Annotated in this window: 14 protein-coding genes; 4 read left to right on the plus strand and 10 right to left on the minus strand. The window is 49.5% G+C overall.

All coding sequences use genetic code 11. The features are described from left to right. Window positions 1-8 precede the first annotated feature (8 nt). From ACZ5ZV_RS09965 to ACZ5ZV_RS09980, 4 genes are all read left to right on the plus strand, one after another. On the plus strand, window positions 9-569 hold the full coding sequence (locus tag ACZ5ZV_RS09965) for a TetR/AcrR family transcriptional regulator (RefSeq protein WP_464121291.1): 561 nt from the start codon (window positions 9-11) through the stop codon (window positions 567-569). Window positions 570-765: 196 nt separating this feature from the next. Next, window positions 766-2,664, plus strand: coding sequence for a lipoprotein N-acyltransferase Lnb domain-containing protein (locus tag ACZ5ZV_RS09970; protein ID WP_464121292.1), 1,899 nt, complete (start codon window positions 766-768; stop codon window positions 2,662-2,664). Next, entirely contained in the window at window positions 2,664-3,053 is a 390-nt protein-coding gene (locus ACZ5ZV_RS09975; RefSeq protein ID WP_464121293.1) for a hypothetical protein, read from the plus strand. The genes ACZ5ZV_RS09970 and ACZ5ZV_RS09975 overlap by 1 nt, the downstream gene beginning before the upstream one ends. Before the next feature lie 126 nt (window positions 3,054-3,179). Continuing rightward, entirely contained in the window at window positions 3,180-4,190 is a 1,011-nt protein-coding gene (locus ACZ5ZV_RS09980; protein ID WP_464121408.1) for an LLM class flavin-dependent oxidoreductase, read from the plus strand. Here ACZ5ZV_RS09980 and ACZ5ZV_RS09985 read toward each other — a convergent pair. The 10 genes from ACZ5ZV_RS09985 to ACZ5ZV_RS10030 all read right to left on the minus strand — a co-directional run bounded on the left by ACZ5ZV_RS09985 (window position 4,187) and on the right by ACZ5ZV_RS10030 (window position 20,025). Continuing rightward, complete coding sequence (locus tag ACZ5ZV_RS09985) at window positions 4,187-5,848, minus strand: substrate-binding domain-containing protein (RefSeq protein ID WP_464121294.1); 1,662 nt, start codon at window positions 5,846-5,848, stop codon at window positions 4,187-4,189. The genes ACZ5ZV_RS09980 and ACZ5ZV_RS09985 overlap by 4 nt on opposite strands. 214 nt (window positions 5,849-6,062) lie before the next feature. After that, on the minus strand, window positions 6,063-6,989 hold the full coding sequence (locus ACZ5ZV_RS09990; protein WP_464121295.1) for a hypothetical protein: 927 nt from the start codon (window positions 6,987-6,989) through the stop codon (window positions 6,063-6,065). Window positions 6,990-7,002: 13 nt separating this feature from the next. After that, window positions 7,003-8,178 carry a hypothetical protein gene (locus ACZ5ZV_RS09995; protein ID WP_464121296.1) on the minus strand — a complete coding sequence of 392 codons (1,176 nt, stop codon included), beginning with the start codon at window positions 8,176-8,178 and terminating at the stop codon, window positions 7,003-7,005. Window positions 8,179-8,180: 2 nt separating this feature from the next. Continuing rightward, window positions 8,181-11,720: a DNA polymerase III subunit alpha gene (gene dnaE, locus ACZ5ZV_RS10000; RefSeq protein ID WP_464121297.1), complete on the minus strand. Its 3,540-nt coding sequence runs from the start codon at window positions 11,718-11,720 to the stop codon at window positions 8,181-8,183. Window positions 11,721-11,791: 71 nt separating this feature from the next. Then, window positions 11,792-12,760 (minus strand): hypothetical protein, encoded by a 969-nt coding sequence (locus tag ACZ5ZV_RS10005; RefSeq protein ID WP_464121298.1) that lies wholly within the window; start codon window positions 12,758-12,760, stop codon window positions 11,792-11,794. A 165-nt stretch (window positions 12,761-12,925) separates the two neighbouring features. Next, a complete protein-coding gene (guaA, locus tag ACZ5ZV_RS10010) occupies window positions 12,926-14,446 on the minus strand; it encodes a glutamine-hydrolyzing GMP synthase (protein ID WP_464121299.1) in 1,521 nt (506 codons plus the stop codon). A 3-nt stretch (window positions 14,447-14,449) separates the two neighbouring features. After that, window positions 14,450-15,913, minus strand: coding sequence for an IMP dehydrogenase (gene guaB / locus ACZ5ZV_RS10015; RefSeq protein ID WP_464121300.1), 1,464 nt, complete (start codon window positions 15,911-15,913; stop codon window positions 14,450-14,452). A 77-nt stretch (window positions 15,914-15,990) separates the two neighbouring features. After that, entirely contained in the window at window positions 15,991-16,500 is a 510-nt protein-coding gene (locus ACZ5ZV_RS10020) for a gamma carbonic anhydrase family protein (RefSeq protein ID WP_464121301.1), read from the minus strand. A gap of 51 nt (window positions 16,501-16,551) precedes the next feature. Further along, window positions 16,552-17,727, minus strand: coding sequence for a patatin-like phospholipase family protein (locus ACZ5ZV_RS10025; RefSeq protein WP_464121303.1), 1,176 nt, complete (start codon window positions 17,725-17,727; stop codon window positions 16,552-16,554). 69 nt (window positions 17,728-17,796) lie between these two features. After that, window positions 17,797-20,025 (minus strand): cation:proton antiporter domain-containing protein, encoded by a 2,229-nt coding sequence (locus ACZ5ZV_RS10030; protein WP_464121304.1) that lies wholly within the window; start codon window positions 20,023-20,025, stop codon window positions 17,797-17,799. Window positions 20,026-20,040 lie beyond the last annotated feature (15 nt).

The following is a 20,040-nucleotide window of genomic DNA, read 5'->3' on the forward strand; positions in this document are numbered from 1 at the left end:
ACTGAAGAATGGACACACGAACACGCGCCCTGGACCTCGCTCGTCACTATCTGCAAACCCTTGGATTCAATGGGTTTAGCTTTCAAACGGTAGCTGACGCTCTGGGCATTCGTAAAGCGAGTCTTCATTACTATTTTGCATCAAAAGAGGATCTGGGCATGGCCCTGATTCAGGACTATCGCACGCACTATGAAAATTGGGCTCGCAAGAATGCCGCCCTGCCCGCATTGGAAAAGCTTGAATTGCTTTTTGTGATGTTCAATAAGATCGCCACAGATGAACACAAAATCTGTCCGGTGGGAGTTCTGACCGCAGATTTTAACAGTCTTTCAAGGCCACTCAAAAAAAAGATTTTGGAATTTCATCTGGGACAACGGGCCTGGTTGATCAGAACTTTCAAAGAAGGCCTCGAGCAAAAATCTTTGCGCAAGGATCTGGATATCGAAGCCACGGCCGAGCTTTTTCTTTCCAGTATCCAAGGTGGTTTGCTGATGGCTCGCTTGCGCAATGACCCCAAAGTCTTCAAGAATCTATGCAAGAATTTGTTGAAGAATATAACAGCGCCGTAACGTCGCAGCACATCTCACGCACTCCATAATTCTTCCACTTTTTCTGGATATTAACTCCATATTTACAATTTTTCCTGCTAGGACTCTGCTGGCATCAGCCTTGCTTTAAAGACTCCGTTCAAACTTTTTGGAGTCATTGTGCAACCACGAAAAGCGCCGTTGTATCGACGTTTTTCGCAGCAGGAAGAGTGTGAGTATGAAATACAGCTCTATATTGGTTTTTATCGGTCTGATGGCCTCTTTCAGTGTCTGTGGGGCTGCGTCACTTAAGCCTGTCTCTGAGGTCAATACGGCACTGATCCGCGAATTTCTTGCAAAAACGGAAATGCGCTTGCCACCGCAAGTCCTTCAGTACGTGGGGCCGCAGAACATCGCATTCAAGGACATGGGAGCCTTCCCCAGCTCTCTTTGCAGCAAAGATGTGGATTACAAAGATCTGGTCAAAACCGACTTCCTACGCCCACGTAAGCGCATCTATCTGCACAAAGGTTTTCTGCCTTATCTGAATGGCAGCAACAAGAACTCTCTCTGTGCCAATCAAAGCATGCACGACTTGGCAGCCAAAGCTTTGATCTTCCAGATGGCCCGTCTTTACGACACCGCCAGCGAGCACTGGGATAACAAAGCAGACAAACAGGAAATTTCCAGTTGCGATTTCCAGTATCGTGAACAGCGCAATGGCATATCCACAATTTGCGATTATTATCTGAACGGTTCTTATCGTGTTTCCGGCTCTCCTTCGTATAAGAATCTTTCTGACTACAAAGGCAACCGCATTCGCAGCAAGAATGAACTTTCACTGCGCTTGGGAAATGTACATGAACTGGATTCTCCGGGCGAACATTTTGCGTATAACTTCACCCAATTCCTGACGGACCCCAGTTACCGTTGCCGTAAACCTTCTTTCCATACTTTCTTCCAAAGACTTTCCAACTTTACCGCTTTCAGCGACACTTCCTGTGCGCCTGTCAGCCACTTGTACACAAGTACGGGTGGTTGGAAGATTGATGTGGACCCCAAAAAGGTTTACGAAGTTCACTTCCTGTTTGCCTCCAAGGGTGAAGAACTGATGAGCCGCTGGGGCCACTCAATGCTGCGCTTGGTGGTCTGTGCTCCGACCCGTAAAACTGTGGGGCCTGAGTGTTTGGCCGACGTGGCCTTCCATGTGGTGCTCAGCTATCGCGCCAATGTGGATGACGTGATCGTGAACTATTGGGATGGATTGACCGGGAAATATCCGTCTCAGATCATGACTTTCTCCATGAACGAAGTCGTGGATGAATACACTCGCGGACAATGGCGCGATCTGATCAGCTTGCCGTTGAAACTCAACGACTATGAAAAGAAAATTCTGGTTGAAAATGCGCTGGAGCACTACTGGTCCTATGCGGGCGACTATAAATTCCTGAGCAACAACTGCGCTTCAGAAACAGACCAACTGATGCGGGCAGCACTGCCGAAGTCTCACCTCTATCAGGACACCTATGCCGCCAGCCCAAAAAAGGTTTATCACAACCTTTCCATGTACAAGCTGATTGATGTGTCTTTGCTGAAAGACGAAAAAGAGGCTCGTCGCAAAAGTTATTTCTTCCCCAGCCAGAAGGACTCTTTGGACAAGGCCTTCAATCACATGAAGCACTACTTTATGGGCTATCGGGATCTGAGCGAGTGGGCGCAGTATTCCCGTGCCGCCGACAGAACGCGCGTCTATGAAAAGTTGGAGTCTTTTGAAGATATTGGTAATGCCTATATTCTGGAAAAATACGCCAACCTGACTCAACAAAACGCTCAGGGTAAACTGATCAGTCGTCTGTTACAGGGTGAAAATCGCGAGCCGGAATTTGTGCAGGTCATTGCCGGCATCAATCAAAGCGCGCAGAAACGTCTGCCTTGGTATCTGGCCCAAGGTGGCTATGGCATCCCGGTGGCTTCGGAAGTGGTCTCTGACGAAGAAGCTCAAAGCCGACTGGAAGACGCCATTAAATGGGGTTCTGCCTACAAACAACTTATCTTAAAAAAATTCCCTGATATTGATCAGGAACTGACAACTATTAAATCGAACCTAGAACTACTAACTAACCGCAGGAGGTTTTAATGAAAAAACTAGTACTGGTAGCTTTGCTGATTGCAGGCATTGGTATGGAGTCCGCAATGGCACGTCCACACCACAGACCTGAACACAGACCGGGCCATGGTGGTCACAGAAACAGCGACTTTGGTGATGGCGTCCTTGCAGGACTTTTGCTGTCCACAGCGTCTTTGTTCATGAGTGATATCACTGCCAACCATTCTCAGGCTGTGTACTTGCACGCCGATCAGGATGCTGCAACGTTCCTGGCTGAAGGTGGCGAACCCACTCCAGCTTTGGCACAAGCGATGAACTATGAGCGTGACTTCCTGGCACGTGCTGAAGTTCAAGGCTCTGCCAGCCTTTCTGATCAAGAAGTGGCTTATCTGGTGATGAGAAGAGCTGAAAGTCTGTAAGACTTTTTCTTCAAACCGTAAAAAAGGGGACTTATGATTAAGTCCCCTTTTTTATTTCAAATCCGAATTCTCTTTGCATTCCACTATCTGTTTGGCGTTCTCTACAAAGAGGTCTATAATGTATCTATGACAGATACAAAAAGACTCTCCGATATTAAAATCTCTGTTTTAGATCTTGCACCTATTGCACAAGGAAAGACCATTGCGGATTCTTTTCGCAACACTTTGGATCTGGCCCAACGTGCAGAAAAATGGGGCTACAATCGTTATTGGATGGCAGAACATCACAATCTGGATGGTATTGCCAGTTCCGCCACATCTGTATTGATCGGCTATGTTGCTGGCGGCACGAAAACCATTCGCGTGGGTTCTGGTGGCGTGATGCTGCCGAATCATGCTCCCCTGGTTATTGCTGAACAATTCGGAACCTTGGGCACCTTATACCCCGGCCGTATTGATCTGGGCTTGGGCCGCGCCCCCGGAACAGATCGCCTGACCATGCATGCTTTACGCCGCGACATGAGTGGCGGTGGCAACAACTTCCCCGACGATGTGCGAGAACTGATGGACTATCTGGCGCCCTCTGCAGGTCATGAGCGCGTGCGTGCAATCCCCGGTGCTGGCGTGGATGTTCCCGTGTGGCTCTTGGGTTCCAGTCTTTACAGTGCTCAACTGGCGGCGGTTATGGGGCTTCCTTATTCTTTTGCCGGGCACTTTGCTCCGGAACAAATGATGGAAGCCATTCATATGTATCGTTCGGGTTTTCAGGCTTCAAGACACTTGAAAAAACCTTACGTCATGATCGGTCTGCAGGTCGTCGCTGCTGATTCGCAGATCGAAGCAGAACTGCTGGCGACAACACTGTATCAACGTTTCCTGGGGATCATCCGCAATCAGCGGGTCAACCTGCTTCCCCCCACAGACGCCATGGATAACATCTGGAGTCCGGGGGAAAAAGAACTGGTTCTTGGAAAACTCAGCAATGCCATTATCGGCGACAAGGATCGGGTGCGACAGGGCTTGCAGGATTTTATCAACACAACTCAGGCGGATGAGCTGATGATTCTTTCAGATATGTACGAACATCGCGATCGTCTGCATTCCTTTGAGCTGATCGCGGAAATTCATAAAAACTAATCGTGCGATAGCAGGTGCCAGTCTTTGAGACTGTAACGTCCCAGAATTTTTTCCAGTTCTCCAGTGCTTCTGGCACGAAGAAACCAGTTATTCAGATGCTGGGGAACAGATCCGAATTCAGGTTCTTTGGGAACGCTGACCATAACCAATGAACTAAATCCCGCCACCGAAGTGGGGACCAGCTTTAAGTTGACTCCGGTCTTGCGGCCCATCGAATAGCTAAGAAGGTTGTAATCCCCAAGCGCCAGATCCACGCGTCGATCCGTCAGCATCTTTACCATGCGATCCACCACATCAGATCCGGTCAACTTGATCACTTTACTGGAACTGCCGCCAGACAAAAACTCCGGGCCCTCGCCACTGCCGACATCAGCATAAACCACTTTGCGAGACACCAACTCATCCACATCAATCAGGGACTCCTTAAAGGTGCCGGGAACCAAAGCCCCCAGATAACTCATCCCCAAAGACGGACCGACAATACGAATATCCGGCAGATAACGAACCAGGTAAGAAGGCACAATGACATAATTAAACTTGCGCGCCTGAAGGCTTGCCACCGCACGGGTGTTGGAAATACTTTCGATTTGCAGGATAAAGCCCTGCTCTAACGAAACTTCTTTCAGGATGTCGTAGATATAACCACCCCAAACACCCGGTCCCTTTTCGCAAAGATACGGACACAACGGAGCCGCCCCGATTTTTACAATCAGTCGATTCGACGAGCGGGAACCACCAGAAACTTTGCTGGTGGTGGTTTTCAGAGAAGCCTGCGGAAGTTTTTGCCCCGGTGTCGGACGCCCCATCCACCCTGGATAATCTTTCAAAGTCTGTGTCGTCACCGGATAGGTGGGCACCAGAACTTTGGGCGCAATCCGATTTTTCTTTAGATAAGAAATCAAAGCCCGCGCTGTTTCCCGTCCCAACTCTGCACAGAACTGGGCGGAATCAATAATTGTCAGACGCTTGTTTTTGATGTTTTCCACCGAGGCCGGATCACCATCGAAAGTGGCATGTTTGATCTCGGTTCTTTTCTTATCCCAAAGGCTTTTTACAATAGAGATTCCACCACCGTCGTTGACCGTCAGAATCAGATCCACACTGCCTTTATCCGGAAAGTCCTTCAAAAACTGTTTGGCAGCGGCTTCTCCCGAACTCGGGTCCACGGCTTCATAGCGCTTCAGCACTTTAAAACCGCGATCATGCGATCTTAAAGAATCAAAGAAACCATCCACCCGATCCATGGTCGAAGATACGCGAGGATACTCAAACACCACAATGCGAATGGTTTTTCCTTTTTCAAAAAAATTGTCGATGTAGTCACCGTTATCCCGGCCGCCCTGATAATTGTCACTGGAAAGAAAAGACGCCAGATTGCCGTTTACGATGTACTGATCATAGGCAATCACCGGGATTCCCTTGATGTTGGCCTGCTGAAGTCCGCGCGCCAACGCCGAATTGTCCGTGGGTTGAATGACGATGACATTGGGAGTGCCCTTTAAAACCTCATCCATCTGCTGAGTCTGATTCAGAACTCCGCGGCGACCTTCGCCAGCCACATAACTTTGCAGATTGATTTTATCAGCACCGGAAGAATTGAATTTTTGGACTTCCTCCTCAAACCCTTTGCGCATGGCCACTTGGCCTTCGATTTTCATGCTCCAATACAAAACCGGAACATTCCACGTAGTTGCTGCAACTGAAGATTGAAGAAAAAGAACAACTGATAGAAGAACGAAAAAATGAATTCCCACGAAAAAGATTATACCTGAGTAAGGGGCCGACTCCAAACAAGCAATCGCAGGATTGCGATCTGTTAATCTTTCATCGGCGTTCCACATTTTTCCAGGACAAACTTAGGGACAAAACAAATTAATACAACTCAACCCGATCATTTTCACGGAAGCCTGAACCTGAGTGAATCACAGCAATAGCGCCGTCGTTGCCAAAGTAACTGATCACTTCCAAAGTTCCTTTCAGTCTTCCCGGAACACGTCCAATATGACCACCGCTTTCCGGATCATAAATATCATCTCCATCCTCGGTGACCTTCAGCAGATCCCCCACCTGGATTCCAGAGACTCGTCCAACATTCAGGTAAATGCGATCTCCGTTAATCGCGGCGATACGCCCTTCCCATGTGACCTTGTCCAAAGACGCCAGGACCTGTGGAGTGAAATCCAGGAAGGCATCTTTCACAATCACTGTGATCATGTCAGGGTTGTTCGCCAGAAACTTGTCTGTTTCCACGCGCTCACCCACACGCACACCCTGTTCCTCGACCGTGACCGTCTTGATGGTATTAAAGACTTCACGTCCGGCACGTCCAGTGACCACACGAACTTGCGCCACCACTTCGAAGGCCGTGGTCAGATGACGAACCACCCCCACATTATCCGCTTTACGCTTAATACGGATGTCGATGATTTTCCCCTCAAGGACTGTGCTTACGCCCAGAGCTTGCGCTTCTTTGGCGATATCCTGAAGTTTGTACTGGCCGTTTTGCATGTTCTTGGCCAGATCCACCTTCAATTCACGACTGTCCAGGGCGATCACTTCGCCTGTGCGGTTCAGATCTGCGATAAAGGCACTGCGGGCCTGATCGCGAAGCTCCTGGGGTCTTTTATCCCCGGCATCCAAAAAAGGCAGCACCATGATTCGCTTGCGAGGCGCAGAATCATCACGACGAGCTTCATAATTCACATCCTTGATTTCACGTCGCAAAGTCGGGTTGGTGCGATCAAAAGTCGTACAGGCCCCCAAACAAAGTACTACAACTGCCAACAGGAAATTCTTCACAGCCAACTCCTTTTTACTGTGCCCACTTCAAAACAATTTCATTTTGCCCTTCAGAAACACGCGACAGCTTTTTGCCGTCCAGATCCAGGGCTTCCAGCTTCCCAATCAATTCTGCTGCCGGCACCGATGTATCCACCTCAAAGCTGACAGAGTCCGCACTGACCAGACGTTCACGGATGTTTTTCACTTGAGTCAATTGAGAACGGATCTTTTCCTTAACCCCTTCCCAGACTGGAAGCGTCTGACGCCCTTTGATCGTCAGGCGAATCACAGAGGTTCCGACCGAGCCCCGCTGCCAGGCCTCCATCACTTGCGCAGCAAGATCATTGGCGGTGCCTTCCAAAACCTCACGCAGCTTTTTATCCACGGCACTTTCAAAAGAACCACCATCCGTATCAAAGCGACGGGATACGTCCGCGATAGCACGGCCATTGCTGACCTGAATCGCGGTCAGACGAAGCTCAATGCGATAGTTCTTATTCTCTCCCTTGGTCAAATTCACCTGACCATCGACAATCACCGGCGCATTGAAATACTGGGCAAAGAACTGTGCATCCTCGCCACCCACTTTTTCATTTTGGAAGTCCGCTGGCACATTGGCAGCAAGACCGGCTTCAATCGGTTTCACCAGATAGAAATTGTTTTTTTGGAAGGCTCCACGCAAAGCCTCTTCCAGCAAGCGGCCTTCTTTCAACAGAAATCCCGCCGGATTCTTATCCAACGACAGCCACCAGCGATAGCTGCGACCTTCCACCCGGTCCTGCCAACTGATCATCGGAAGCACCACCGGAGCCGCATCGTTTTCATTCAACAGGGAATTGTCCTGAAGCATCTGCTTCAGGTCCTTTAGAGACACCTTCATCGCCACAGACATTTTAAATTCCTCACCGGCCTGACTCATTGCTGACGGCTTGGTGAAGGGAATATATCGGGCAGAGTTTCTGATAATCTTGCTCTGAATCAGGGATTTGTTTTTAAGAAATCGCTCGCTGCCGATGAGTTCCTGAATAATTTCCTCAGAGACCTTCTGAAAAGCCTCATCCTGGATCACCTTTTTGGCGACCTGAGGGTTGGTTTCCTTGGACACCCCTGAGTAAGTTCTGTCGATCAGTTCCGTGTGCTGTGCCTTTGCGCCGAAGCCCAAAGCGAAGATCATACCTGCTGCTGCCACTACACTTGCTAAACGCATTCCTAGCTCCTCAATTCAATAAAGTCAGTTCTTCCAAACAGAGAATGAACGCCTTCAAAGAATTCATTGTTCACATTGATCCCTTGAGCTTCCTCCATCTCCATCAAAACACGGCGATTGAGCTCGGCCATCTCGATTTCCAGGCTGACTGAAGTTGTTCCGGGGAACTCCTTCATCAAAGACTGCAATCGAGGATAGTCATCAGGATCTATCTTATCCAATCTTAAAACCATTCGCTTGGTTTTTTTAAGAATATCTTCCAACGGGGACACGGTATCGACCATGATTTTAGCGGCCCCTTCCTCCACTTCCAGACCACCGCCCACCAGAACAGGTCGTTCATCGCGAAGCTGCGCCTCAAAACGAGCGTAAGAATCCGGGAAAATCACCAACTCGCAGCTTCCGGTCAGATCCTCGACCTTGCCGAAAGCCATACGTGTTCCTTTTTTCGTAATCAACTCACGAAGCTCCGTGATCAGCCCCGCCACAACCACACGCTTCTTTCCAGCGTCCCGGTTTTTCCAGTCTTTTTTGGCCGCCTTCAGCGCTTCCGCCTCCGGACTTCCCGGGGCTGGCATCTGTGCCGGCAGGTCGATCACTTTGCATGTCGTCCAAAGCTCTGAAAGAGTGTCAAAACCCTTCAACGGGTGATCACTGAGGTAAAAGCCCAGGACCTCTTTTTCATAGGTCAAAGACGCGGTACGAGCCCAGGGCTTCACATCCTCCAGAGTCACTTTAGTCTCGGTGGAAGGCCCCAGATCAAATAGGGAAGATTGACCCATCTCGCGATCTTTTTGCAAGCCAATCGCGCGGTCCAGATACTTCTGATAACCGGCCATCAACTGAGCACGATGAGCCCCGAAACCATCAAAAGCTCCGGCCTTGATCAGACACTCAATCACTTTCTTATTCACACGACGAGTATCGATGGAATTAAAGAACTCATCCAAAGAAGTGAACTTCTTATCCGGCAGATTGTTGCGGGCCTCGATAATAGCCTCCACCGCATTCTGACCGACTCCCTTAATCGCCCCCAGGCCGAAATAAATTTCATCACCATGAACGTCGAAAAGATAGTCAGAATAATTCACGCTGGGTGAACGCACGATCAAACCGCGCTTGGTCGCATCCTTGGAGTACTTTACGATTTTATCTGTATCGGAAAGCTCGGTACTCAGAAGAGCCGCGAAAAACTCTGCCGGATAGTGACACTTCAACCAGGCCGTTTGCAAGGTAACAACTGAATAAGCGGCCGCGTGGGATTTATTGAATCCGTAATCGGCAAACTTATACATCAAATCAAACAGATCATTCGAGCGCTGTTTGTCATGCCCGCGTTCGATCGCCCCTTGCATGAAGCGTTCACGGTGCTTGTCCATTTCCTCTTTGATTTTCTTACCCATCGCACGACGAAGCATATCCGCTTCACCCAGGGAATACCCGGCAATGCGAGAGGCGATACCCATAACCTGTTCCTGATAGACCATGATCCCGTAGGTCTCGGACAGAACCTCACGGGTGTCTTCCAGCAGGTATTCCACAGGGGCTTTTCCGTGCTTACGATCGGTAAAGTCCGGAATGTTCGCCATTGGACCCGGACGATACAAAGATGTGATCGCGGTGATATCGGCAAATGAAGAAGGTCTGATTTTACGGGTGGCATCGGTGATGCCCTCACCCTCAAACTGGAACACCCCGGCGGTGTCCCCGCGGGACATCATTTCAAAGGTGGCCGGATCATTCATCGGAATCATCTGCGACAGTATTTTTTTGCCGCGATTTTTCACAATCAGTTTCAAGGCGTGATTGATATGAGTCAGGGTCTTCAACCCCAGGAAGTCGAACTTGATCAAACCGATTTTTTCGGCGTGTTTCATGTCGTACTGAACGACCTGTTCACCATCGGCACCCTTATAAAGAGGAGCATGACGAACCAGTTGTCCATCGGCGATGATAACCCCCGCGGCGTGGATACCGGCATGGCGAACCATCCCTTCCACTCTTTGCGCCAGATCCATCAGCGTATTGACGGTCGGATTCATCTCCATCATTTCACCGATACGAGGCTCCATTTCCATGGCCTCTTTCAGGTTGATGCCGAGTTTTTCCGGAATCAACTTTGTCACGGCATCAACTTCCGGGAACGTCATTCCCAGAACTCGGCCCACGTCCTTGATGGCGGCACGGGCCTGCAATTTTCCATAAGTGATGATCTGCGATACGGATTCCTGACCATACTTGCGGGTTACATACTGAATCACTTCCTGACGACGATCCTGACAGAAGTCGATATCGAAGTCGGGCATCGAGATACGTTCCGGATTCAGGAAACGCTCAAAAAGAAGGAAGTTCGGAATTGGATCCAAATCGGTGATACGCAAAACATAGGCAACCAAAGACCCCGCACCCGATCCCCGTCCCGGGCCCACCGGGATATCATTGGACTTGGCCCAGTTAATGAAGTCTTGAACGATCAGGAAGTAACCATTAAAGCCCATACGATCGATGATGCCCAGTTCGTATTCAAGGCGTTTGTCGTACTCAGGCTTTTTATCCTCTGGCACCGCTTCACCGCGCGCAGCCGCCTCTTCAAAACGCACCAACAATCCGGCTTTCGCTTTGCGGGCAATATCCTCTTTCAGCGACAAACCATCTTCCGTCGGGAACGTTGGCAGGTGATAGATCGGCTTGCCTTGATCGTCTTTCAATTTGAATTTTACATCACAGCGTTCAGCAATTTCCAAAGTGTTGGAAATCGCCTCGGGGATATCAGCAAAAAGCTCCTGCATTTGCTCAGGCTTTTTCAGATAGAACTCATCCGTCCCCAAACGGAAGCGGGACTCATCACTCAGGGTTTTATTTGATCCAATGCAGATCAATACTTCCTGAGCCATCTGATCATCCTGGGTCATGTAATGAACGTCATTGGACGCCACTACTGGCACACCCACGATCTTGGAAGCCTCCAGCAGGAAGGGATTAATGCGATCCCACTCGGAAACTCCGGTGCGACACATTTCCAAATACAGGCGGTCGTTGAAAATCTCCTTCAACTGGCGAATTTTTGCCAAGGCCGCATCAGGACCTTCCCGCAAGAAGGCTTCCGCCACTTCCCCCCGCAACCCCCCTGTCAGGCAGATCAGGTTTTCATTGTACTGCTGAATAACCTCGTAATCGATACGCGGCTTCCAGTAAAAACCCTCCTGATAACCTATCGAGGAAAGTTTGCACAGATTGCGATAGCCTTCGTTATTTTGCGCCAACAGCACCAATCGTCTTGGACCGGAACTGACTTGATCACGATCTTGCTTTTTCTCTAAACGTGATCCGGGAGCAATATAGGCATCCAGCCCCAGAATCGGTTTTACGTTGTTGTCCTTGCAGGCAAAGAAAAATTCAACAGCACCGAACATATTGCCGTTGTCAGTAAGAGCCACGGCCGGCATCTGCATCGCAGCTGCTTTTTTAGCAATGGCTTTAACCCGGCAGGCAGCTTCCAAAAGGGAGTATTCTGAATGGACGTGTAAATGAACAAAAGACATGACAATTTCATATCTTAGCCCCCTTTTTGATTCAATAAAAGGGGGTATTCCAGTGCAACTTTCACACTGCGTTACATTGTTCGGAGCTGCACGATGGGATGAATAGAAACTCCCTCAGGAATTTGGGCCGAATTCAGATCCAATCTGTCGTTTTTTACTGGAATTTTGATGACTTTCTGACCTAGACCCGCATCCAAGACGACTTTAAGAAGCACTCCGGAAATATGACTGGGAAGGGTCGTTCCGTCGACATTCCACAAGGTCGCCTGATCTTCACGGAATTCGATCTTATCACTGTTAGGAGCTGTCGGATCTTTTTCCAAGCGAACCTCTAAAACACTGGGCGCATAACCTTCTTGAACTTCCATATCCACCTGGATTTTCTGACGAAGCATTTCGTTGGCATATTTGATCAACAACGTGGCTTGTTTACCTGCCACAGGATCAACAAAGTCACGATCGCGCGTGCTGTCTTGAGAAATCACACCGATAAATCGAATCGCCAGAGGCGAGTTTGGGACTTCCAAAGAGAAAGGTTGAGTCACTTTCTGGCGATAGTTGAAATCATTGAACGACATAAGCAAACGACCTGTTTCCAGATTAAACAGTCGATACCCCGTCATTTCCGCACAACATCCCACCTGCCCTGACACCAACACAGGATAACTGTCATGCACGGTGAGTTCCGTCACAGTTTCTGTTTTTCCCCACAGCACCTGCTGCAAGCGATCCCCCTTGCGCACGCTCCAGGAAATACTGCCCGAAATGCCCTCTGCGTCCAGGTACTGTTCTGAAGTCTTTGCACTGGAAACAAGGAACAGTTCATCCCCGCCCTCTTCCGTATAACGACGGTAGGTCTGATAGTCCTGCGAGGCTCGCTGAATAACCCGCATTCCTTCTTCGGTCTGTTTTAACTTAAAACTAGAAATCCCCGAACTCTCAAAAAGAATCTGTCCGGCAGCAGCCAAGGCCGCCACACAGGAAAGAACGATCAATAATGTAATACCTTTAGAAAATTTCTGAAGTGCTTTTGTTTTCATTTCATCGAGGCTAACAAAGCCCCACCAACAAAAGCAGTTACAGAAACATCATTAAAAACATAAAAGATACCTGTTGCAGCACCCTCCCTAGGAGGGTTCACCACCGTTTTGCAGAAGCGCTGCGATCAATGCGCTGCTTCTGCAAAAGTAAGCAGGTACCTTGGATTATTCCCACTCGATGGTGCCGGGGGGTTTACTGGTGATGTCGTAGACGACGCGGTTGACACCTTTGACTTTGTTGGTGATCAGATTGGACACCTCACGCAAAAACTGGAATTCAAAGGGATACCAGTCGGCGGTCATACCATCGCTGGAGGTCACAGCACGCAACGCCAGCACGTGATCATAGGTTCTGGAGTCCCCTTGAACACCCACGGTCTTTACCGGCAAGAGCACACAGAAAGCCTGCCAAATTTTCTCATAAAGACCGCGCCGGCGAAGCTCTGAAATATAAACTTCATCCGCCTCTTTAAGAATTTTCAATTTCTCTTTCGTGACCTCACCCAACACTCGAATGGCCAAGCCAGGTCCCGGGAAGGGGTGACGCCACAACATTTCCTGAGGCAAACCCAACTGCGCCCCCAGCGCACGCACTTCATCCTTAAACAGTTCACGCACCGGCTCGACCAAACCAAGCTTCATCTTCTCTGGCAGACCACCTACGTTGTGATGCGATTTAATGGTCACACTGCCGCCGATCGAAGACACACTTTCAATCACGTCCGGATACAGCGTCCCCTGGGCCAGCCACTTGATCGGCAAACTGTGATCGTAGCTCTTATCAAAAACCTCGATAAAAACACGACCGATGGTCTTGCGTTTGTCCTCCGGATCCTCCTTGCCTTTTAACTCAGACAAAAACTCTTCCGAGGCGTCCACGCCCTTCACATTCAAACCGATGCGGCGGTAGGATTCCAAGACACCTTCAAATTCATTTTTTCGAAGCAATCCATTATCAACGAACACACAATGAACCCGCTCTGCCCCCAAAGCCTTAGTCAGCAGTGTCGCCACCACGGTGGAATCCACACCACCACTTAAGCCCACCAGAACATGATCTGTCGGGCCCACTTTTTCCTGAACTTCCTTGATCAATATATCTTTGATATGAGGCGCATCCCAGTCTGCCGGAGCCTGACACATGCCAGAGGCAAAATACTTTAGAAGATCTAAACCATGATCGGTGTGCGCCACTTCAGGATGGAATTGCACGGCCAGAACGCCTGGCCCCTGCATCGCCGCAGGATGATGACCGTCTGACATACCGATGATCGAAAAACCTTCCGGAACCTTCTCAACCACGTCGCCGTGGCTCATCCAAACTTTCTGTTTTTGCGGAACCCCTGGAACTGGACTGGACCATGTTACATAATTCAAGCCGTACTCACGATGATCCGCCTTCGTGACCTTTCCACCCAACTGATGAGTCAAAAGCTGCATCCCATAACAAACACCCATCACAGGACTTATGTTACGAAGCTCGGCGACGTCTCTTTGCGGAGAACCTTTTTCATAAACCGAGTTCGGACCACCGCTCAAGATGATTCCATAGGGATTTTTTTTGCGAATCTCTGCCGTAGGATATTCGAAAGAATGAATTTCTGAATAAAAACCCAGTTCGCGCAAGCGGCGGGCGATGAGCTGGGTGAACTGGGAACCGAAATCAAGAATAACAAAACCACGCATAACTTACGACTCACTTCTGTAGTTAGGAGCTTCTTTGGTGATACTGACATCGTGAACGTGAGACTCGCGCAGCCCCATGGCAGAGATCTGCACAAACTTCGCCTTGCTTTGCAGTTCATCGATATTGCGTGCGCCCACATATCCCATACCGGACTTCAAACCACCAACAAGCTGATGGATCACACCGGAAGCGGAACCCTTGTAAGCCACTTTGCCCTCAATGCCTTCCGGGACAAGCTTGTCATTTTCTTCCACATCCATCTGACCATAACGATCTTTAGAGCCTTTGGACATGGCACCCAAACTGCCCATGCCGCGATAAACCTTATAAGTTCTCCCCTGGAACAAGATGGTCTCTCCCGGAGATTCCTCAGCCCCGGCCAGAAGATTTCCGATCATCACTGAATTAGCCCCCAAGGCCAGGGCTTTGGTGATATCACCCGAGAACTTGATGCCTCCATCTGCGATAATGGTTTTTCCACGAGCGCGCGCCACCTTGGCGCACTCGATCACCGCAGAGATCTGCGGCATACCGACTCCGGCCACCACGCGGGTTGTACAGATACTTCCCGGGCCAACACCGACCTTCACAACCTCCGCACCGGCGTCCAGCAGGGCCAGAGTCCCTTCGGCGGTCACCACGTTACCAGCCACCACAATCACATCTTTGTGCTTCTGAGAAATATACTTCACCATTTCGATTACGTTTTTGGAATGCCCGTGAGCCGTATCCACACACAACACATCCACGTCGGCGGCCACCAAAGCCTCCACGCGGTCGCGGGAGTCCGCCCCCACACCCACCGCAGCACCGACAAACAAACGTCCGTGCTCGTCCTTGGTCGCCTGTGGATAGTTCTTGGCTTTTTCGATATCCTTGATCGTAATCAGTCCTTTGAGCTTTCCTTTGGAGTCCACCACCGGCAATTTTTCGATGCGGTGTTTTTGCAGGATCTTTTTTGCTTCATCCAACGTGGTTCCCATTTTCGCCGTGACCAGATTTTCTTTAGTCATCAGATTACGAATGGGTTGATTAAAGTTTTCCTCAAAGCGCAGATCGCGATTGGTCAAAATCCCCACCAGCTCGCCGTTCACCGTCACTGGCACACCGCTGATGGAATACTTCTCCATCAACGTTACGGCTTCTTCGACAAGGTGATCAGGCCCCAGTGTGATCGGATCCATGATCATTCCACTTTCGTACTTTTTAACCTTCTCGACTTCCAAGGCCTGTTTTTCGATGTCCATATTTTTATGAATAATCCCCAGGCCACCGTGCTGAGCCATCACACGTGCAATGCGGTTTTCTGTCACCGTATCCATTGCCGCAGAAATAATGGGCGTATTCAGGTACTTTCCGCGAGCAAACAGCGAGCGAGGCACCACATCCGTGGGGGTGATCTCAGAATATCGGGGAAGAAGAAGAATATCGTCGAACGTCAATGCGTAAGGGACTTCACGATCCATAACAAAGCTCCTAGAGGCAGGTTTTTGTTATTTTGTGCGGAAATCCCCTTCAGTTCAAGCAAAACCGGGACAATAATTTATTCGTACCAGGTCTTGTAGAGAAGATAGTTATCGGCGGATTTTTCCAGCAGCGCCACTTCTTCATCCGTCAATGACCTTTTCACTTTTCCGGGTCGCCCCACGACCAGACTGCGCGGCGGAATTTCTGTGCCTTCGACCAACAACGTGCCGGCACCGATCAAACAATGTTCGCCGACTTTACAGCCATCCATCACAATGGAACCCATTCCCACCAGGGTGCCTCGACCAATCTCACAACCATGCAACATCACCAGATGTCCAATCGTCACACGATCATGAAGCGTGGTTCCCCATTTTCCATAGGTACCATGCAAGACGCTGCCATCCTGAACATTGACCTCTTTGCCAATACGGATAGGCATCACGTCGCCACGAACCACCACATTGTACCAAATGGAGGACCCTTCACCAATTTCCACATCACTGATGATTCGGGCGTTATCAGCAATAAAGACTCTTTCAGCAATAACCGGGGATTTGCCACGGGCACGCACTAATTCACTCATAAACACCTCAACTTTAAGGCTAAAGTCTTAAGTCTCAGGAGGCAACCTGTACTATGCGGATCTTGACGTTTTCCTGACAGATTCCTGGTTATTCTGCGTCAGGAACTCTGCGATACGATCTTGTTCTTTCATCCCATCCGAAAAACCGATATCGATCAGTTGACGGCAGTAATGGGGAGTAAACATCAGATAACTGAACATCTCACTGGATTCATCCAATGACCCCGGTCCACGCAAAATATAGCGAATGATTCGCGGAAGATCGCCTTCCCTTTTTTTTGCCAATTCCGAAAAATCAACCGAAGGCGCAATCCACAAAGCATCGACTTTACGCATGGCAACCCGCGATCTTTCCTCCGTCGACAACGCACTCAAGCTGTCATTGACCTGATTGATTCTTTGAATATCGGACTCCAGCCCATCCATCATCACCGCGTTCATTAAAACATTAGCCACGCGAGCCACCGTAGGAACCTCCGAGTCGCCTTTATTGTGATAACTGTAGAACGTGTCCTGCCGACGACGCACACCGATGGCAATCACCCGCTCGGCCCCAAGATAAATGGCCGGACCACAAGGCGACTGATTGCGAATACAGCCGTCGCCATAGTAACGCCCCTGAATCTGAATAGGAGGAAACAGCAGTGGAATAGCCGAGGAGGCCATGACATGCTCCACCCCCAAAATCGCCTTTTCACTTCGATGCATTCCACGCTCCCAAGTCGGCAAATCAGATTGCCCCTGAAAAAATGTCACCGTGGCGATACTCTCATAATCCAATGCTGACACTGACACCGCTTGCAGTTGTCCCGCATTGATCTTTTTCTGAATTTCCTGAAACTTGCAGGCCTCCGTCAGAAAGGTATTCAGCGGATGAGTGCTCAGCAGCGACCTCAAGGCCATGCCATCTTTACCCCGACTTCCCAGGGAAAGTTCGGTCATCCACTGCAAGCCCCCACGGGACAGTGCCATCAAGTCGGCGTAGAAAACATTGTCACTGTCGATTTTACTCCAGAGGTTGACCAAATTTTTACTGCTGGGAACAAAGTTGGAAGCTTGTGCCGCTAGCAAGGCCACGTTGATAGCCCCGGCACTGACTCCGGAATAAATTTGAAAAGGATTTTCAATTTTCTGGCGCGAGCAGATATGGGCTATCGCCGCAATAACACCGGCCTGATAAGCCCCACGGGCACCACCACCAGATAAAACAAGGCCCAGGGTCGGCATAGCCCCTCCTGCTAAAATTTTAGGTAGCGGAAGAGGCCTGAAGCAATGAAAAGAGTTTTAAACTGTCACCTAACTTTGCTTTTTGTCAGAGACCAGCCATATCAGATCCCCCTCTTGCAGAACAAAACTGGCCCGCGGGCCCAAAATCCGCTGCGGACCTCGCTCAATCCCCACGACCATGCCGTGGTAGGCCTCTCGAATCCCGCTGTCGCGAATAGTTTTATCTTTGCACTTGGAGGACTCATTCACCACAAAGGACGACAAACGATAATCTTCTTGCCGCGTGACTGCTTCAGGATTCAGAATCTGCGCCGCCTTTTCCTGCTCAAGGAACGTATGGAAGCTTTGCAGCTCTTCTTCACTGCCAAAACAAATCAACTTATCATAGGGCCACAGGACAAACTCTCCATCTGGCGCAAAATAACGCTTGGAGCCACGATACACTGCTGCCACATTCACGCCGTACTTTTCTTTAAATGAAAGACTGCGCAGATTCTGCCCCACCAACACCGACTCTGCTGAAAGATCGTAACTTCCCAAGCTCGCATCCCAAGGAAGAAAATGTTTCGCCACATCTGAAGTAATCAGCTCTTTCCGCTCTTTTTCGGTCAGATTCTTGAGGAAGTTTTTTTCAATAAACTGATACAAACGGCGAACCCAGAACTGTCCGGCCAGCGCGGCAATCGCAATCACCGCCACGATCAGCCCCAAAGCCATCTTCAAAGTCACAAACTGAATGACAACAGCATTTAAAAGCAACAAGGCCAGAACAATACGCCCAACAAAGATTCCAAATTGAAGACCCCGCAGCTTTTCCAGCTCTTCAAATTCGCGCTGCGCTTTTAAAGAAGGTCCTCCCATCACCAAGCCCCAGAAGAACGGAGCCATCAAGACCAGACAGATGAACAATGAAATGCTGCCGGCCCAGGGACTTTGCTCCATGTAGCGCTGAACCTCTGCGTTCAGCAAGGCTTTGTACGCCCCCAGAATGGCAATGACCATCACGGTATTAAGCAGAATTTTGATGCCATAGGTTTTCAGAATCAAAGAGCCCACACCGTTGGAACCTTCCCGATTGAAAGACGCCTGATAACGGTCCAGCATATTTTTAATACCTTCCGGAAGTCGAGCCTCAACCCAGCGATACACGGGTTCCGCCACTTTTGTCAGGTAAGGTGTCGTGAATGTGGTCACCGCCGAAACGGCGATCGCCAAAGGATAAAGAAAGTCGCTGGTCACTTTCAGCGTCACGCCCAAAGACGCAATGATAAATGAAAATTCTCCGATTTGCGCCAGACTCATCCCCGCCTGGAAAGACTTCTTTCTGCTTTGTCCGGAAAGTATCGCCCCCAGGAAGGTGCTGATGAACTTACCGACAATCGTCACCAAGGTCACAAGGATCACCAAATCCCAACGCTCAATCAGGACCTTGGGATCGATCATCATGCCCACGGATACAAAGAAGATGGCGGCAAAAAGATTTTTCACCGGTGTCAGGACATGCTCCATTTTATGGCCTTCGGGGGTTTCAGCCAGCAGGGATCCCATCACAAAAGCTCCCAGGGCCGGGGAAAACCCCACACCCGCGGCAATAATCACCATCATAAAGCAAAGACCTAAGGACACCAGAAGCAGGGTTTCCTCTTCCAGAAGCCGACGAATCTTCCTTAAGAAGATCGGAATCAGGAAAATACCGACGACAAACCACAAGGCGATATAGAACAAAAGACGCAGACCTGAAAAGGCCAGCTCCGATCCGGAGACCGCGCCGGATCCGGCAATCGCCGCCAATAGCACCAGAAGCAATATCGCAACAATGTCTTCAACAACCAAAATCCCGAACACCAGCTCTACAAATTTCTGCCCTTTCATTCCCAATTCATGGAATGCCCGGACAATAATCGTGGTTGAGGACATTGACAGAATGGCTCCGAAGAACAAACTGTCGATGTTGTTCCAGCCCAGCATGCGCCCGACCAGATAACCAAAGCCGATCATAAAGATAATTTCAAAGACGGCCGTGAAGGCTGCAGACCCCCCGACCTTGAAGAGCTTCTTAAAGCTGAACTCCAGACCCAAACTGAACAAAAGAAAGATAACGCCGATCTCTGACCAGACTTGAATACTCGCCTTGTCTACAACCGTCGGAAGAAATGGCACATGGGGACTTACCAGAAAGCCCGCAATCAGATAGCCCAGAACCTGAGGCTGGCCGAGCTTTTTAAACAACAGCGTCGACAACGCTGCAATCATCAGGATAAAACCAAGATCCGTAATCAAATGAGGCAGATGATGCATGCCTCAATGATTACA

The sequence above is a fragment of the Bdellovibrio sp. HAGR004 genome (genome assembly GCF_055397015.1).

Excerpts from the sequence above, each read along its gene's own strand:
- guaA (WP_464121299.1), bottom strand. The coding sequence starts at position 14,446 with ATGCGTGGTTTTGTTATTCTTGATTTCGGTTCCCAGTTCACCCAGCTC.
- ACZ5ZV_RS10030 (WP_464121304.1), bottom strand. The coding sequence starts at position 20,025 with ATGCATCATCTGCCTCATTTGATTACGGATCTTGGTTTTATCCTGATG.
- ACZ5ZV_RS09965 (WP_464121291.1), top strand. The coding sequence starts at position 9 with ATGGACACACGAACACGCGCCCTGGACCTCGCTCGTCACTATCTGCAA.
- ACZ5ZV_RS09975 (WP_464121293.1), top strand. The coding sequence starts at position 2,664 with ATGAAAAAACTAGTACTGGTAGCTTTGCTGATTGCAGGCATTGGTATG.
- ACZ5ZV_RS10025 (WP_464121303.1), bottom strand. The coding sequence starts at position 17,727 with ATGCCGACCCTGGGCCTTGTTTTATCTGGTGGTGGTGCCCGTGGGGCT.
- ACZ5ZV_RS10020 (WP_464121301.1), bottom strand. The coding sequence starts at position 16,500 with ATGAGTGAATTAGTGCGTGCCCGTGGCAAATCCCCGGTTATTGCTGAA.
- guaB (WP_464121300.1), bottom strand. The coding sequence starts at position 15,913 with ATGGATCGTGAAGTCCCTTACGCATTGACGTTCGACGATATTCTTCTT.
- ACZ5ZV_RS09995 (WP_464121296.1), bottom strand. The coding sequence starts at position 8,178 with ATGCGTTTAGCAAGTGTAGTGGCAGCAGCAGGTATGATCTTCGCTTTG.
- ACZ5ZV_RS09985 (WP_464121294.1), bottom strand. The coding sequence starts at position 5,848 with ATGAAAATCGAAGGCCAAGTGGCCATGCGCAAAGGGTTTGAGGAGGAA.
- ACZ5ZV_RS10005 (WP_464121298.1), bottom strand. The coding sequence starts at position 12,760 with ATGAAAACAAAAGCACTTCAGAAATTTTCTAAAGGTATTACATTATTG.
- ACZ5ZV_RS09970 (WP_464121292.1), top strand. The coding sequence starts at position 766 with ATGAAATACAGCTCTATATTGGTTTTTATCGGTCTGATGGCCTCTTTC.
- ACZ5ZV_RS09980 (WP_464121408.1), top strand. The coding sequence starts at position 3,180 with ATGACAGATACAAAAAGACTCTCCGATATTAAAATCTCTGTTTTAGAT.
- dnaE (WP_464121297.1), bottom strand. The coding sequence starts at position 11,720 with ATGTCTTTTGTTCATTTACACGTCCATTCAGAATACTCCCTTTTGGAA.